General features: G+C 59.5%; 11 protein-coding genes. 1 reads left to right on the top strand and 10 read right to left on the bottom strand.

Annotated elements, in window-relative coordinates:
* Positions 1-48: 48 nt before the first annotated feature.
* Complete coding sequence (locus tag Pan181_RS08315) at positions 49-897, bottom strand: hypothetical protein (protein WP_145246384.1); 849 nt, start codon at positions 895-897, stop codon at positions 49-51.
* Positions 898-1,330: 433 nt separating this feature from the next.
* Here Pan181_RS08315 and Pan181_RS08310 point away from each other — a divergent pair, with 433 nt between their 5' ends.
* Positions 1,331-3,025, top strand: coding sequence for a DNA/RNA non-specific endonuclease (locus Pan181_RS08310; protein WP_197529042.1), 1,695 nt, complete (start codon positions 1,331-1,333; stop codon positions 3,023-3,025).
* Positions 3,026-3,691: 666 nt separating this feature from the next.
* On the opposite strand, the gene Pan181_RS08305 is transcribed toward Pan181_RS08310, so the two are convergent.
* The 9 genes from Pan181_RS08305 to pnp form a co-directional block, all read right to left on the bottom strand.
* A complete protein-coding gene (locus Pan181_RS08305) occupies positions 3,692-4,534 on the bottom strand; it encodes an OmpA/MotB family protein (RefSeq protein ID WP_145246383.1) in 843 nt (280 codons plus the stop codon).
* 162 nt (positions 4,535-4,696) lie between these two features.
* On the bottom strand, positions 4,697-5,191 hold the full coding sequence (locus Pan181_RS08300; protein ID WP_145246382.1) for a hypothetical protein: 495 nt from the start codon (positions 5,189-5,191) through the stop codon (positions 4,697-4,699).
* 62 nt (positions 5,192-5,253) lie between these two features.
* Entirely contained in the window at positions 5,254-6,564 is a 1,311-nt protein-coding gene (locus tag Pan181_RS08295; protein WP_197529041.1) for a prepilin peptidase, read from the bottom strand.
* 13 nt (positions 6,565-6,577) lie between these two features.
* The gene (locus tag Pan181_RS08290) at positions 6,578-7,111 is read right to left on the bottom strand and encodes a shikimate kinase (RefSeq protein ID WP_145246380.1); all 534 of its coding nucleotides are present in this window, start codon (positions 7,109-7,111) and stop codon (positions 6,578-6,580) included.
* A 69-nt stretch (positions 7,112-7,180) separates the two neighbouring features.
* The gene (aroE, locus tag Pan181_RS08285) at positions 7,181-8,665 is read right to left on the bottom strand and encodes a shikimate dehydrogenase (RefSeq protein ID WP_145246379.1); all 1,485 of its coding nucleotides are present in this window, start codon (positions 8,663-8,665) and stop codon (positions 7,181-7,183) included.
* Between the two features lie 153 nt (positions 8,666-8,818).
* Positions 8,819-10,714, bottom strand: a complete 1,896-nt coding sequence (gene mutL / locus Pan181_RS08280; RefSeq protein ID WP_145246378.1) for a DNA mismatch repair endonuclease MutL — start codon at positions 10,712-10,714, stop codon at positions 8,819-8,821.
* A gap of 122 nt (positions 10,715-10,836) precedes the next feature.
* Positions 10,837-12,225 (bottom strand): sigma-54-dependent transcriptional regulator, encoded by a 1,389-nt coding sequence (locus Pan181_RS08275; protein WP_145246377.1) that lies wholly within the window; start codon positions 12,223-12,225, stop codon positions 10,837-10,839.
* 59 nt (positions 12,226-12,284) lie between these two features.
* Positions 12,285-13,046, bottom strand: a complete 762-nt coding sequence (locus Pan181_RS08270; RefSeq protein ID WP_145246376.1) for a two-component system sensor histidine kinase NtrB — start codon at positions 13,044-13,046, stop codon at positions 12,285-12,287.
* Between the two features lie 102 nt (positions 13,047-13,148).
* Positions 13,149-15,266: a polyribonucleotide nucleotidyltransferase gene (gene pnp / locus Pan181_RS08265; protein WP_145246375.1), complete on the bottom strand. Its 2,118-nt coding sequence runs from the start codon at positions 15,264-15,266 to the stop codon at positions 13,149-13,151.
* Between the last annotated feature and the right edge of the window lie 162 nt (positions 15,267-15,428).

Below are 15,428 nucleotides of genomic sequence, written 5' to 3'. Positions count from 1 at the left end.
TGTAGCAGTACTTCGCTCACCGAGCCTCGGTATTGGATGACTGGCCAACTAGTTCGCGTCGTGCTTATCGAGCAACTGCCCAAAGTTGGTCCAGAAGTCGCGTTGCTCCTCGTACTGCTCGCGGGTCATCCACCGTTTAGCGAACTCGACCCCTTCCAATGCGTCGGCGGCTGCTTGGCGGTACGAGTAGTTGCCGCTCGCCATGGGATTGGTGAAATCGGGGTCGCCCGGCTCGATCATGCGGACGAACTGACCATTCTCGTCGGTTACGATGTTGCTGATAAGCATCGGCAGCATCATCTGCATCTCGTAGAACATTCGATCGCCGAAATCCAAGCCGGCGGTCGCTTCGTCCCAGGCGGCTACCACTTCGGGCGGGGTATCGCTGTTCGGGAAACTCATTCCCATCGCGATGCCGGTTTGCTGGAAGCCGTCGTGGTTCAGGTCGACCTTGGCCGCCTGTGGCAACAACAGGTTGAGCGCCCCCTCTTCGGTGAGCGAATCGACATCAATCGGATCGACCAGGCGATTCGAGTGCTGCACGACCTCGAGTTCTTCGCTCGATAAGCTAGCCAGGAACTGCTGCGGCGCGGCATAGCCCCCTTCGGAGTATGCCCGCACCATCAAGTCGCCAAACTGTTGCTTCATGTCTTGCCGGCTAAGCTTGTCGAATGACTGGTTCAAGCTGGCGGCCGAAAACCAATCGTTCCATGCCTGGCGCACTGTGTCCTGCGATAGCACGACATCATCTGGCAATTCCTCGGCCGAGGCGTACCCCTGCCGCCCCACCGATTCGAGCACTGCTGTAAACACGCTTTGCGCAGCCCGCTCGGTGCCGCGCAGGTAGGCGTCGGTGCCAAACGTCGCGGCCCGCGTGCTAGCATGGTCGACTTGCATCGCATTCCCCCTGTTAGACAAGCCCTCTCTAGGTTCTCTATTCTCTATCGACCAAACAGGGGCAGTCGCGACAGCCGAACGCAGCGTAAGCCTGGTCGAACTCGGCGGTTCGCGGATCCAACTGGGGGGGTAGAGGCTCGACGTATTTGCGTAGGCGATCTTCTCCTGGTTTTCAATTAGATGCTTGCAATTCATGGAACTTGTGTTCCAATGACCGCCTGGAGTCCTTCTGCGGATGTCCGAACTGGGGAGTAACCTCGCTTGCGCGTTTATCCAACGCGCGGCTGCGGCGAGATATTGCTGATTCATTGCAGTGTTGGGGAACAGGCGTAAACCGTATCGGTAGGCGTCTGCGCGCATTTCTATGGTCACTGGGGAACCTTTTTGGGAGGAATCATGGACAACACCACTATTCATCCATCGAGTGTGAACAATGCCCACCATATCGACTTGCATCTGTGGCGCGGCGCAGAATCTCGACGCCGAACGGCCGATACAGATTCTGGTAAACCAAGGGTACGTGGTAGGTTTTAGCCCCGAACGGCTCCAGCCCGCCTGGTCGGCTTATCGCGTGGCCCACGCCGATGCGGATGTCGATTACGATCGCCCGCTGGTTTACTACGACGACATGCGACTGCCCGAGGAGCACCGGATCGGTCGTAAGACGTTCGGCAAGATCGGCGGCATCCAGCTCAACGTGGGGCACATGTCGCCCAACGAAGTGATCAATCGCCAGTTTGGTCGGCTAGCGCAGCTCGAGACGTTTCTCATGTCGAACATGAGCCCGCAGTACGCCTCGCTGAACAGCGGAGTCTGGCTCAAACAAGAAACCGCGATTCGCAACATCGAAGACGGGCCGGGCAAAGACCATGTGTGGGCCATCGCCGGCCCCGTGTTTGATGATCAGCCTTCGAGCATTAATCGCGGTCATGGCAAGTACCTGCCAGTTCCTACGCATTACTACTACATCACCGTCGACCCGCATCAGTACCCTTACGATACCCCCTCGCGGGTGATCATCGACTGCTTCCTGATTCCTCAAACGGCTCCACGAGATTCTAACCCGCTAGATTACCGCTCCTCGCTCAACGAAATCGAAGGGCGAACCAAGCTCAAGTTTTTTCGCTCCTGGGGACGGGAGTTACCGATGGGAGTGCTGGCCTCCACCGACGAGCCGATTGCCCAAGAGAGCCGCTTGACCAAGGTGCTCAAGACCATGCAGGCGGAAGAAGCCATGGTCCGGGCAGCCATGAAAAGCGACTACGACGACATCGACTCGATCCAAGGGCTGATCGACGAGTTAAAGGATCAGGCCGCCCAGATTCGAAACCAAGGCTACGAGTTGGTCGATAGCGACTTGGAGAAATTGCAGACCCTGCAACACACGATCTCATGGCTAGTACGCGCCCGAGGCATTGCTTCGGAGACCGCCGAGCCAGAACAACCTGAGTCGACTCTCATCACCTACCATGTGGTGGACGACATGGACGGCAAGCTCGACCAGGCAGCGCGAACCGCCTGCAACTTCTGGAATCGATTTGTCGAACCGAAGCAGTCGATCGTGATCCGCCTGGGGACTTTCCATAGTTTGGGCAACACCATCGCTCGGGCTTACTTCCCTTATGAAAACGATGGCGTAATGTACGGGCGGGTGGAGTTCAACACGCGATTCCTTGCCACTTTTACGGAAGAAGAAATCGCCGGCACCATCGTGCACGAAATCGGCCATACTCTTGGGATTGGCTGGGAACGGTGGGAAACACTTTTCGACAAGGATACCGGTCTGTTTAACCCCAAGGCGATTCGGCGGTTGAGCGAACTGCAGTTCATGGAAGTGGAACGAGACGGGGGCTCCGGTACCGCGCTCGCGCATTGGGACGAACTGAAGTTCGATAAGGAGCTGATGACCGGCTACAAAGACCCCGGGGAGCACGTGCTACCGGTCACCATCGACTTGATGAAGATCCTCGGGCATAAGGTGCTGGAGAGGTTGGATCAGCAGACTCCGTTGTCCGATCTACTGGTCGAGGCCGCCAGCATGATGTTCTCCCGCCAGGACGAAGCCCAGAGCCTGAATCTCGAGCACTTCGAAGAAACCGGTCTCATGGAAACCATCCCGCACATGTAACGCGGCGGCGAAATTACTTATCGGGAAGGTCGTGTTCCGGCAGCAACGCTCCAGAGCAGGTGCTTCGGCTCAAGAAGCGCGCCGGTGCGTTCGCTTTGCTGGGCGAAGGATCTCTTTCTGGGAATATCTCAGTTTTCACTGGGAAATGGCCACTACTGGTGATCTAATGGACAGGTTCCGTATTGTCCGTTGTTAGTCGTCTGTAGTCCGTTGTTGGAGGATGGAAAGATGTAATCGAGTGAACATGAAATCCACTGAAACTATCTACCACGCAAGCGCGCTGTAGGAGCGGTCTCTGACCGCGATGGCCTTGCGTTGGGTTCGCTGCTGCGCGGTTTCAAAGCGGTAGGCTGAGATCTTTCAGTCGCTGGAAGCTCCTTCAAGATGACATCCCCTGATTCCTGCCCCCCGAATCCTGAATCCTCTCCAGAATAGTTTCCCACCCCTGGGAATCTATTTTGGGCAACTATTGCGAAGGTGTTGATGTAACACGTGACAACCTAACGACTTGCGATCGTTGCACGCCGCGAAAATAGATTCCCACTCGATGCGTTTTGGGAAATGGGAATCTATTCGGCCGCGAAAACCACTGGTTTTGCAGAGTGAGCGCGGATTCAATTTTCCCATCGGTGGGTAAATTGGGAAACTATGCTTCGCTTCGCACGATTACCGGCTGCGGGTCGTTTCGGGATAGATTACCAACTCGATCCGGCGGTTTTGGGCCTGGCCGGCGGCGGTGGCATTCGAGACCACTGGGTGGTTGGCTCCGTGCCCGATCACGAACAACTGCTGCGGCGAAACGCCGAGCGAGCGGACCAGCAGGTCGTACACGGCGGTCGACTGGGCAACCGACAGATGGTGCGGAGTCGAGTACTGCGGCGACGCGGGAGTCATCGGGTCGGTGTGACCTTCGATGCCGATCAGGTGATCGGGGTAATTGGTCATCAAATCGGTCGCTACCGTGCGAAGCGTTTGCTCGGCTCCCGACTGCAACTGCGGCGAGCCCGGCACGAACAGCATGTCGCCCGCCAAGGCAACGCGAATGGTATCGCCATCCTGTCGGGCAGTGACGCCTGGCACGTTGGTCGATTGCAGCGACTTGAGCAGCGTATTGTTGGCGCGAATCTCGGCTCCCGGCATCTGCTGCACACTCGCGGTGAGCGCCTGGGTGCGTTGCTCGAGTTGGGTGTTGGTGCTCTGCACCGCGGCAAGTCGATCGGTCGTCGCTTTCAGCTGCTCCTGCAGCGCGAGCGCCTGATTGTGCTGAAGCTGCAACTGCTGACCGCGTTGGGCGATGATCGCTTCGAGTTCCTGATTGTCGCGGTCCAGCGCGTCGGCTCGCTGCTGAAGCTGCTGCATTTGAGCCGCGAGGGTTTGCTGCTGCTCAGGCGAGAGCGACAACGCTTGCGCTTGCTGAGCCTTCGGCGTAAACACTACGCGTCCGCAACCGGTCGTCACAACAACGACGGTCAGGAGCAACAGTGCGGTAGCTTTCGACAAGAGCGACATGATCGCCGGTGGGGTTGGCGAATGAAACGAACAATTCAAAAACGAACAGCCCGATGCGGTTCGCGTGCATGCGCGGCGAATCGTAGCAATCGACCTGCACCGCTACAAGAGCAGCAGGCGGCAGTGCTAGCACCCGACAGCAAGAATCCGCGCAGCAAACCGTTACGCAGGCTGAAAGAACGACCGCACGCTAGCGGGGTACTCGCCATAGAATCGGCGAATGAAGTTGCGATGCCAACGCTCGGGCTTATGGGCCTCCCAGCCCCAGCGGTGCATCAGACGATCGGTCAACCGAGGATTGGCCACGTCGCACAGGATGGCGTCGATTTGCTTGATGCTGGCAACCGCGTCGAGCACGGCCAGCGCTGCCCGAAATGTCGCGTAGCTGGTCCGCTCGGTCGAGACAATGTACTTGAGCGCCAGGTAGTTGGGCGACGTGAGCGGCTGGTTGTAGTACAACCGGCAGCGATCCATCGGCCCGCGAGCATGGAACCTCAGTCGCACCGGCCAAATCTCCGGCCAGGAGATGAGCTTGGGAAACGGTCGGAGCTGCAAGTGATAAAGCTCGCCGGCGCGGGCTTCGATCACCCCGTAGCGGCAGCGGTCGATCGCCCCGCGAGCAGCAGCAATATCGTGAATGTTCGTAAACAGCGGCATCGTCGTGTTCCCAGGATTGGTAGCCAGATCGCAACCAGCGAACTGCCCACCAAAAACCTAGTTCACGATGCCGAGTCGATCGGCCAAATCGCGTCCTTAATCGCCTGCCAAATCGCTAAAACCGCGCCACACATCACTAAACAGACCAATAAAGTTGCCACGATGAACCACGGCCGGTCAAAGAAGATGCGAGCTTGCGCCCAGATGGCGTCCCAGCGAACGATGGCGATCACCGTTGCCGAGCAGAGATATGGCCCGTACGGAATCTCGTTTTCGCCGCGGGTGATGAACTGCACCAAGGCGAACACCAACGCGGCGAAGGGAGCCATGAAGAAGATCAGAATGCCAGCCTGCCAGCCGACGAGCGTGCCGACCATCATCATTAGTAGCACGTCGCCAAAGCCCATGGCTTCTTTCCGTAAAGCCACGCCGGCGAAGATGCGAATGAGCCAGACGACTCCGCCGCTCCCGACCAGACCAACCAGCGAGGTGAGTAGTCCCACCCACGCGGGCCCACCCCACCACCAGACGCCGACGATCGCGAGCGTGCCGAGCAGGGTAACGTCGCGGAGCGGGCGGCGACACCAGTCGCGGACCATCCGTACGATGAAGAACTGGAGTGCCTTGAATCGTCCTTTGCGAGTGATCCATCGCCGACGCACGAACGCGAAACACCAGAGCCAGAAACAGCCCAAGGCAAGTGCCAGCGAGTTGGCATCGGGCGCGAGCGACATCGGCCATTCGCTCGCTGCGGCCAGATGCACCGGTTCGAGGTACTCGCCGGTCGGCGCTCCCGCGTTGTTGAACAACTGCTCTCCCGCAACGGGAATCGCGATCGGATTCGTGACCTGCGGCAACAACGAAAGCGGCACCAGCGTTGCGAGCAAGAGCCCCAGCAACGTGCCAGGCACGGTGACGATGTCGGGAATGATGCGATCGTCGATATCAATAAAGGTAGCGATCAGCATGAACCAACAGAGCATCGCATGGGCCAGGAACTGCCAGTGCGCTGGGCCGATGAGGTTCGCGCGATCGGTTCCCAAAGCGAGTTGCGAAGTAAACAGCCCGAACGTCTCGGTCTCCCACCAGTACAGCCAAGCGATGCCGATGGCAAAGCAAAGTTCGATAGCTAATGGTCGCACCCAATGGCCACGGCCATGCACTACCGACTCGCGGCGCAGATGCCACCACCCGAGGATCGGCAGGAAGTCGATCCGGCGGCGGGGCGCGATGCCTTCGGCCCGCGGCTGCCAAGGGGAACGCAACCGGGTAAACCAGGCGAAGTGATAGATCATTCCGTTGGCCAGCGAAGCCGCGATGGCCGCCAGACAGAACACCAATACGAGCCGAACTTCCAGAGGTATGACAAGCAAGAACGGCATGAAACTACAGGCGTGGCAAATCGAGCTGGCGGAGAATGTCGTCGGCCACCTCGGCGGGCGACCGGTTTTCGGTATCAACCACCATAGTAGCACACTCTTGGTAGATCGGCTGCCGCGCAGCGAGCACTTGCTCGATTTCGGCGAACAGTCCGCCGCCGGTGAGACTCGGCCGCTGATCGGCCGATACCTCGTCGGATGCAAGACGCTCGGCAATCGTGGTGGGCGAAGCCTGCAGCCATGCGACGTGGTGCCCCTTGAGTGCCAGGCGATTTGGCTCGCGAAGCACCGCACCACCGCCGAGCGACACGACTTGCGGGTCGACCACCGCCAAGTCGGCAACTACCTGCTGTTCAAGGTCGCGGAAGCGGGGTTCGCCCTCCTGGGCAAAGATCTCGGCCACGGTTCGTCCGTCGCGTTGCTGCAGCAGGTGATCGGCATCCACCGCCTGGCATCCGAAGCGTTCGGCCAACAATCGAGCGACGGTGGTCTTGCCGGTGCCACGATAGCCAATCAGAAATACGCAACGATCGAGTGGCATGCTTGTCTGTCCCTACGGGTTCACTCGAGTTTCTTGGCCCCTTATCGCTCTACATCCATCGAGAGACCATTACTTCACCGGGCCAGTCACCCGCTTGAGTGTCGCGCGCATGATGTCCATCGGGGCTTCCTTACCGGTAAAAAGCCAGTACTGCAGACCAGCCTGACGCACAAACATCTCGACTCCGGTCACGGTCGTACACCCGTGCAGACGGGCTTCCTTGACCAGCAAGGTCGACTCGGGATTGTAAACCGTGTCGAACACGACCATCGAGGGCTTGAGATGCGACCGATTATAAGGCGTTTCGTCGACGTTGGGATGCATGCCGATCGGAGTGCCGTTGACCAAGATTTCGGCCGGCACAGTATGACGGGCGTTCCAGTCGATCGCCTTGGCGTCGAACTCTGCAGCCAGCTTCTCGGCACGTTCGCGGGTACGACTGGCGACCACGGCGCGAGCGCCGCGGACTTTCAAACCGTAGAGAATGGCTCGCGATACGCCGCCCGCTCCCAGCACAAGCACCCGCTTGTTCGCCAAGGGACTCGGCTGTGCTCCCACGGTACCCAGCGTATATTCCAGCGAGTCCATCGCGGCCTTACAGTCGGTGTTGTAACCCAGTACTTCGCCATCGCGGAACACCAGGGTGTTCACCGCCTTGATGCCCTTTACCGCCGCGTCGACCTTGGTCAAGTGCTTGGCGACCGCTTCCTTATGGGGAATGGTAACACTCAGACCTTTGATGCCGAGCTTGGGAACGTCGGCAATAAATTGCCCCAGCGAATCGGGCGGCACCCGAAACGGCACATACACTGCGTTGAGGTCTTGTTCTTTGAGTGCGGCGTTGTGAATGTGCGGACTCAAACTGTGGGCGATCGGGTCGGCAATCACTCCGAACAGCGAGGTGTCTTTGTTCAGCGAGTCGTAGCGGTAGATGTCGGTCATCTGATCGAACGACAACTGCCCTGGTGCGAGCGCCCGCTCATGATGGAACGTCGCGTAGGTGAAGGGGGCACCGTACTTGCCGAGCAAAATTCGCGAGGGCGTACCGATGTCGCCCATGCACATGGCGACGGTCGGCAAGCTGGCCTTCTTGACCATCTCGAGCATTCGCACATTGTCGTGCGGGTTCTGAGCCATGGTGGTGATCTTCACCACGTCGGCATCGAGCTTCGAGAGCCGTTGGTAGATCTCGTCGAGGTCGTCGGGAGTGTGACGGAAATTGTGGTAGCTGATGATTCGCTTCGTCTTGCCGTAGCGCGGAATGCTGGCCGCGATATCGTCTTCCAGGTCAACGTATTCGGCCTGCAAGGCGATGGCCTCGCGGAGGATCATCTGCCGCTGCTCTTCGGTGCCGTTGAACTTGCCGCCATCGGCTTCGCGTCGACAGGTAATCACCACTGGGCTCGGACGGTCCTTGAGCAACCGCTGCAGATTGAGCCGGCTGGCAACGTAGTCGAGGCGCAGCTCCACCAAACGGGCGCCCCGTTTGACCAGTTCCTGGTACTCGGCCAGCAAGTGCTTGTGACGGCTACGACCAATAGAGACGCAAATCATGGGAAGAGAAGTCGGGGGTCAGGGGTCGGGAATCCGGGGGCCAAGCAGGCAGGTCCGCCGAGTTATGGAACATCCAGTTTGATTGAAGGGAAAACCGTTTGCAATTTATCTGCGGTTCTTGCCATGGGGGCCGGGTGCTCCGCGTCCAGATGGCTAGATTCGCTTGAATTGTTTGTCGAGGTCGTCGCAACTGTAGACCAAGGCCGTGGGGCGTCCGTGCGGGCAATGGTGGTGGTTCTGGGTCAGGTGACGGTGCTCCAGCAGGGCGACGATTTCGTCCGGCGTCAGCCGATCGCCATATTTTACCGCAGCTTTGCACGCCACGGTATGGAGCAATTCGTCGAACAAATCGCTCGCTTCCGGCAGACGGTCGGACGACATCAGCCGATCGACGATATCCCCCAGCACGTCGCGGGGGGCCAATTTGGCCAACATGGCCGGATAGCTGGAAACCAAGACCGTATCGCCGCCAAAAGGTTCTACGGCGACCCCCAGTTTCTTCAGCAAATCGCGGTGCTCCATGACCATGGCTGCCTCGTCGGCCGACAAATCGACCGGCTCCGGCACCAAAAGCGACTGGGTTTCGAGCCCCTCGGCAGCGACCTTCACGCGGATTTGCTCGTACAGCACCCGCTCGTGCAATGCGTGCTGGTCGATGATTTCCATGCCATGTTCGGTTTCCACCACCAGGTACCGATTGTGCACCTGAATCGCTTTGATCTCCCGCGGACCAGTGGACGACGCGTCGTCGACCTCGCCTTGGGACGATGCGTCCAGGTGGGTGCCGTCGGCTGTGGGAGCGGGGCCCTGCGCTGTCGGGCTCGCCATGGCCGGCGCCCGACCACCAGCATCCGGAAACGGTTTGAACGGCTGCGACACGCGATGCATCACCAACGGCTCGCCTGCGGGACGACTGGCCGGGGCCGAGTCGCCAGGGCCGTCGAACCGGCGCTGCGTGAGTTGCTGCTTGGCCCAATCGACGATCTGGCTCGGCCCACTCGCGGCGATGTCCTCTTCGCGGGTGGGAGAGACCCCCTGCCCTGCCGGGCCGGCTCGCAAGTCGGTCGACAAGAACTTGCTCCGCAGCGTGCTGAGCAACTGGCTGTACAGTCGCCCGCCATCCTGGAAGCGAACCTCCAGCTTGGTGGGGTGCACGTTGACGTCGGCCAGGTTGGCCGGCATATCGAACCGCAGAAAACAGATCGGGAACCGACCGGTCAACAGCAAGCCGCGATAGGCCTCGCCGAGGGCGTGCTGCAGCGCGCGATCGCGAATGTTGCGACCGTTGAGAAACAAATACTGCAGACGATTGTTCGCCCGACTGTACTGCGGATTGGCTACGTAACCGCGAAGCGTGATCGGAGGATCGATACTCTCGACATCGATCAACGCATTGGCCAGCTCGTCGCCGAACAAGCCCGCGATACGCACGCGCCAGTCGTCGGTCGGCGGCAAGTCGTGCACTTCGCGATTGCCATGCTCCAGCCGAAAATGAACCTGCGGGTTGGCCAGCGCGATCCGCACGAAGGCTTCGGTCGCGTGACCGATTTCGGTTTGCGGGGTCCGCAAGAATCGCTGCCGAACCGGAGTGTTGAAGAACAGGTCGCGAACCTCGATGGTGGTGCCGACCGGGCAACCGGCTGGCACGATGGGCTCGGCGACGCCGCCGTTGACGCGCAGCTCGGCACCGCTGGCCGCCTCCGGCGTCCGCGAGCGGAGCAGCGTGCGGCTGACCTCCGAAATCGAGGCCAACGCTTCGCCCCGGAACCCCATGGTGCCGACTTCGAACAAGTCGTCGGCCGTGGTGATCTTGCTAGTCGCGTGATTCAGCACCGCCAGGGTGAGCTGCTCTTCGTCGATGCCGCACCCGTTGTCGGTCACCCGAATCAGCTCGCGTCCCCCCTGCTCGAGACGCACATCCACACGAGTCGCCCCCGCGTCCATCGAGTTTTCGAGCAACTCTTTGACGACGCTGGCCGGTCGTTCGATGACTTCGCCGGCCGCGATTTTATTCACGACCGAGGCAGAGAGTTGGCGAATGGTGGGCATCGTTTGTCGTCCGTGGTGAAGTATCCGTCGTCCGTTATCGCGCAGGCCAAGGGGTTGCGGTGCAAATCCCCAACCTGCTCCAGGCACGCACAGCGTTTGCAATTGCTGCTGGCCTGGGGTCTCTACAGCTCGTACTCTTTGATCTTTCGATACAAGGTGCGTTCGCCGATGCCGAGCATCTTGGCGGCTTCCTCGCGATTGCCTCCGGTGACCTTCAGCGTTTCGGCGATGAACAGCCCTTCGATTTCCGAAAGTGGTTTGCCGACCAGCGTGTGCAATCCGTCGGCGGCCGAGCCTCCCGACTCGCTTTCGGGCGGGTTGAACTCGGGCGGCAGATCGTCGAGATCGAGCACCTCGTCGTAGTCGACCACGATCATGCTGTCGACCGTGTTCGAAAGCTGCCGCACGTTGCCGGTCCAGATGTGGGCCATCAACCGTCGGCGGGCGGCGGTGGTCATGCTTTTGATCTTCTTGCCATGCCGCTGGGCGTGGATCTTCATGAAGTGATCGATCAGCAGCGGAATGTCCTCGGTACGCTCGGCCAGGCTCGGCAGCTTCAGGCTGATAACCTTGAGTCGGTGGTACAGATCCTCGCGAAAATCACCGCTGGCTACGGCCTCTTCCAGATTGCGGTTGGTGGCCGACAAGATGCGCACATCGACTTTCACGGTCTCGTTCGAACCGACGCGGGTGATCTCGCGACTCTCCAGCACCCGCAGCAATTTGATCTGCGTCGGCACCGGCATGTCGCCCACTTCGTCGAGAAACAGCGTTCCACCGTCGGCGTATTCGAACTTACCCATGCGGTCGCGGGCGTCGGTGAACGCCCCCGGCACACTGCCGAACAATTCGCCTTCGAGAATGTGCTCGCTCAGCGCTGCGCAGTTAAGTCCCACGAAGTGGCGATTCTTGCGGGGGCTGTTCTGATGAATCGCCTGGGCGACCAACTCCTTGCCGGTGCCGGTTTCGCCTTCGATCAACACGGTTGCGTCGGTCGGAGCGATGCGGCGGAGCCTTTCGGTCAGGTCGCGCATCGGTGGGCTGTTGCCGATCAGGTTTTCGAAGCCGAACTTCTCATCGAGTCGACGATTCAACTCCGCATTGGCCCGTCGCAAGTGCTGCGCCCGCGCGGCGTTGTCGACCACGCTGCGAAGCTGCCCCAAATCGAGCGGCTTAAGCAAAAAGTGCGAAGCCCCTTCGCGCATCGCCTCCACGGCGGTTTCAATCGTGCCATGCCCGGTCACCAGAATCACCTCGGCGTCGGGCAAGTCGTTCTTAGCCTTGGCCAGCAATTCCAGCCCGCCGAACTTCGGCATCTTGAGATCGGTCACCACGATTTCGAACGAGCGACGCTCGATCAGATCGGCTCCGTCCGCACCCGAGGTGGCAATCGTGCAGTCGTAGCCTTGGCTCGTCAGGCTATCGGCAATCGTCTCGGCATGGGCCTGGTCGTCGTCGACCACCAGGACATTGATGGGAGGTCCAACTTGTGCGTTCTTACTTTTAGCCATGATGACAGTAAAAAGGCTACTTCGTGATCAATGAAACCAGAGGGAGAAACAATGCCTTGTTAGGTGGGAATATCGAGTTGCTGAACGGTGGCCGCCTGGGCTGCCAGGCGCGGAGGAACCGGCAACGTAATCGTGAAATGCGTGCCACGATCGACTTCGGTCTCAACGCGAATCGCCCCGCCGTGGGCTTCGATAATCTTGCTGGTGGTCGGCAATCCCAGCCCCGACCCGCCCGGCTTGGTCGAGAAGAAGGTCTCGAACATCCGCGCGGCCGTGCGATCGTCCATGCCAGTGCCGGTGTCGATCAGGTGCACCAGCACCCAATCTCCCTCCGACGTCGTGGCAACGGTAAGCTGGCCGCCGTTGGGCATCGCCTGCTTGGCATTCAGCAGCAGGTTGAGCACCGCTCCGCGGAACGACTCGCGATCGAGCAATACCGTGGGCAACTCGCGATCGAGATACCGCACGACCTCCACGCCTGCTTCCTCCGCTTCGGGCACGAAGAAATCGAGCAGGTCATCCAGCTCCTTATTGAGGTTCGTCGGTCGCAGCGTGAGCTGCCGCACCTTGGCGAAGTTCAGAAAGTCGTCGAGCAATCCCTGCAGTCGGCGGCATTCGTTCTGCATCGTTGTGACTCGACGCAGCGAACGTTGCTGGTGGGGCGACGGCTCGTCTTCGATATCTTCGGCCAGCAGTTGCAGATTCAGCCGAATCGTCGAGAGCGGATTCTTGATCTCATGCGCCAGGGCTCCCGCCAACCGAGCGATCTCGGTGTACTGATCCATCAAGCGTTGGACAGCGGTGGCAGTTTGCTCGGACATCGGAGTTGGGGAATCACCATTTACCAGGGAGTAAAGACGAAGCCGCGGGCGTGTAACCACCCGCGGCTTCGCCGGATTGGATTAATTCCGTCCCCGACGCCGCTATTCAGCGGGTGCGGGCTCGTCTTCCGACTCTTGCTCGGCCAGCACAGCCTTGCGGCTGAGCTTAACGCGATCTTGTTCGTCGACCGCGATCACCTTCACTTGAATCGGATCGCCGACGTTCAGGATGTCGGACACGCTGGAGACGTAATCGTTCGACAGTTCGCTGATGTGGCACAAACCATCTTTGCCAGGCAGGATCTCGATGAACGCACCAAAGTCCTTGATGCTGGTCACCTTGCCGTCGTAAATACGACCGACTTGCACCGTGGCCGTTACGGCCTCGACCCTCGCCAACGCTGCCTTCAAGGCGGCTTCGTCAGCGGCTGCGATCGTCACGGTACCATCCTCATCGATATCGATTTGCGAACCGGTATCTTCCTGAATCGAACGGATGTTCTTACCACCAGGACCGATCAACATGCCGATCTTATCGGGCACGATGTTCGTGCGAACCAAACGCGGTGCCGAAGAAGCGGTGTTGGTGCGAGGACGCTGAATGGTGGTAAGCATCGACCGCAAGATTTCCATGCGAGCTTCACGCGACTGCGTGAGCGTGCCGCGGATAATCTCTTCGCTGATGCCTTTGATCTTCAGGTCGAGCTGGATACCGGTGATACCGTTTTGGGTACCGGCAATCTTGAAGTCCATGTCGCCGTAGTGATCTTCGTCGCCGATGATGTCGGTCAGCAGCACGAAGTTATCGCCTTCTTTGACCAGACCGGTCGAGATACCAGCCACGGGATTCGAAATCGGCACACCAGCGGCCATCAGACCAAGGGTGGCACCACAGACGCTGGCCATCGAGCTCGAACCATTCGACTCGGTGATGTCGGAGATCACGCGAATCGTATAGGGGAAGTCGTCGTGGTCCGGCAGAATGGGATTCACGCTGCGTTCGGCCAACATGCCGTGACCAATTTCGCGACGTCCGGGGCCACGAATCGGGCGGCACTCGCCCACCGAGAAGGAGGGGAAGTTGTAATCCAGCATGAATCGCTTGGAGTACTCTTCGAACAGGCCATCAACACGTTGTTCGTCGCGGCCGGTGCCGAGCGTCACGGTGATCAGTGCTTGGGTCTCACCACGTTGGAAGATCGCCGAACCATGCACGCGAGGCAGCACGTCGACTTCGCACTCAATCGCACGCAGGGTCTTGCTGTCGCGTCCATCGGAGCGGGTACCAGCGAGAATCTGATCGCGGACCACCTTCTCTTCCAGGTCGTGCCAGTTCTTGCCGAACGAGCCCATGGTAAAGGCACCTTCTGCGGCGGGATCGGGAATCAAAGCCGCCAGGGCTTCTTCCTTCACGCTGCTGCAGGCGGCTGCACGATCGGCTTTGCCTTCGGTCTTCTTCGCGGCGAAGAGCTTATCGTAGAACTGCTCGGTGAGCTTGTCCCACAATCCGTCGTCGGCCGGAGGAATAAAGTCCATCTTCTGCGGCTGCACCTTCTCGACCAATTCGAGCTGCAGGTCACAGAGCATGCCAACGTAGCGATGAGCTTCGAGCAATGCTTCTACCATGCGATCTTCCGGCATTTCGCGAGCGAAGCCTTCGATCATCAGAATGGCATCTTTGGTGCCCGAAACAATCAGGTCGAGGTCGCTGAACTCCAACTCGTCGGCAGTTGGGAAAGCGACAAACTCGCCATCCACCTGGCCGAGTCGTACCGAACCAAGAGGGCCTTGGAACGGAAGATGCGAAATCGCCAGCGAAGCACTGGCACCATTCATCGCCAGGATGTCGCCATCGGTCTGGCGATCGCTCGACATGACGAACGCCTGCACCTGCACTTCGTCCATGAAGCCGTCGGCGAACATGGGGCGAATGGGACGGTCGATCAGGCGGGCAGTCAGTGTTTCTTTAGTCGTGGGGCGGCCTTCACGTTTCAGGAAGCCACCGGGGAACTTACCAGCCGCGGCATGACGCTCGCGGTAGTCGCAAGTAAGGGGGAAGAAGTCAGTACCAGGACGAGGATCGCTGTGGGCGGCTGCAACCAGCACCACGGTTTCGCCATATTGCACCAAACAGGAACCCGCCGCCTGCTTCGCCAGCGCGCCGGTCTCGATACTCAGCACTTGGCGTCCAATTTGTTTTTCTACTTTAACTCGATTCACAGTTCTTTTTCTTTCGTTATTACCGACGGACAACGTTGGCTGTGGGAAAAGGCGCGACGAGCCCCCAAACAAGCACAGAGCACTAGCCTCTGCTTCCGCCGATGCGGATAGAGGACCAGATCAAGTGGGGCGATCTTTGAGAAATGACCAGCAGTCCCGGCC

The organism is Aeoliella mucimassa, assembly GCF_007748035.1.
Taxonomy (GTDB): domain Bacteria; phylum Planctomycetota; class Planctomycetia; order Pirellulales; family Lacipirellulaceae; genus Aeoliella; species Aeoliella mucimassa.
Note: the sequence above shows the minus strand (reverse complement) of the source record. Positions and strands in the feature narration are given on the sequence as shown.

Coding starts and splice junctions, on each gene's coding strand:
- Pan181_RS08305 (WP_145246383.1), bottom strand. CDS start 4,534: ATGTCGCTCTTGTCGAAAGCTACCGCACTGTTGCTCCTGACCGTCGTT.
- Pan181_RS08315 (WP_145246384.1), bottom strand. CDS start 897: ATGCAAGTCGACCATGCTAGCACGCGGGCCGCGACGTTTGGCACCGAC.
- Pan181_RS08300 (WP_145246382.1), bottom strand. CDS start 5,191: ATGCCGCTGTTTACGAACATTCACGATATTGCTGCTGCTCGCGGGGCG.
- Pan181_RS08270 (WP_145246376.1), bottom strand. CDS start 13,046: ATGTCCGAGCAAACTGCCACCGCTGTCCAACGCTTGATGGATCAGTAC.
- aroE (WP_145246379.1), bottom strand. CDS start 8,665: ATGATTTGCGTCTCTATTGGTCGTAGCCGTCACAAGCACTTGCTGGCC.
- Pan181_RS08310 (WP_197529042.1), top strand. CDS start 1,331: ATGCCCACCATATCGACTTGCATCTGTGGCGCGGCGCAGAATCTCGAC.
- mutL (WP_145246378.1), bottom strand. CDS start 10,714: ATGCCCACCATTCGCCAACTCTCTGCCTCGGTCGTGAATAAAATCGCG.
- Pan181_RS08275 (WP_145246377.1), bottom strand. CDS start 12,225: ATGGCTAAAAGTAAGAACGCACAAGTTGGACCTCCCATCAATGTCCTG.
- Pan181_RS08290 (WP_145246380.1), bottom strand. CDS start 7,111: ATGCCACTCGATCGTTGCGTATTTCTGATTGGCTATCGTGGCACCGGC.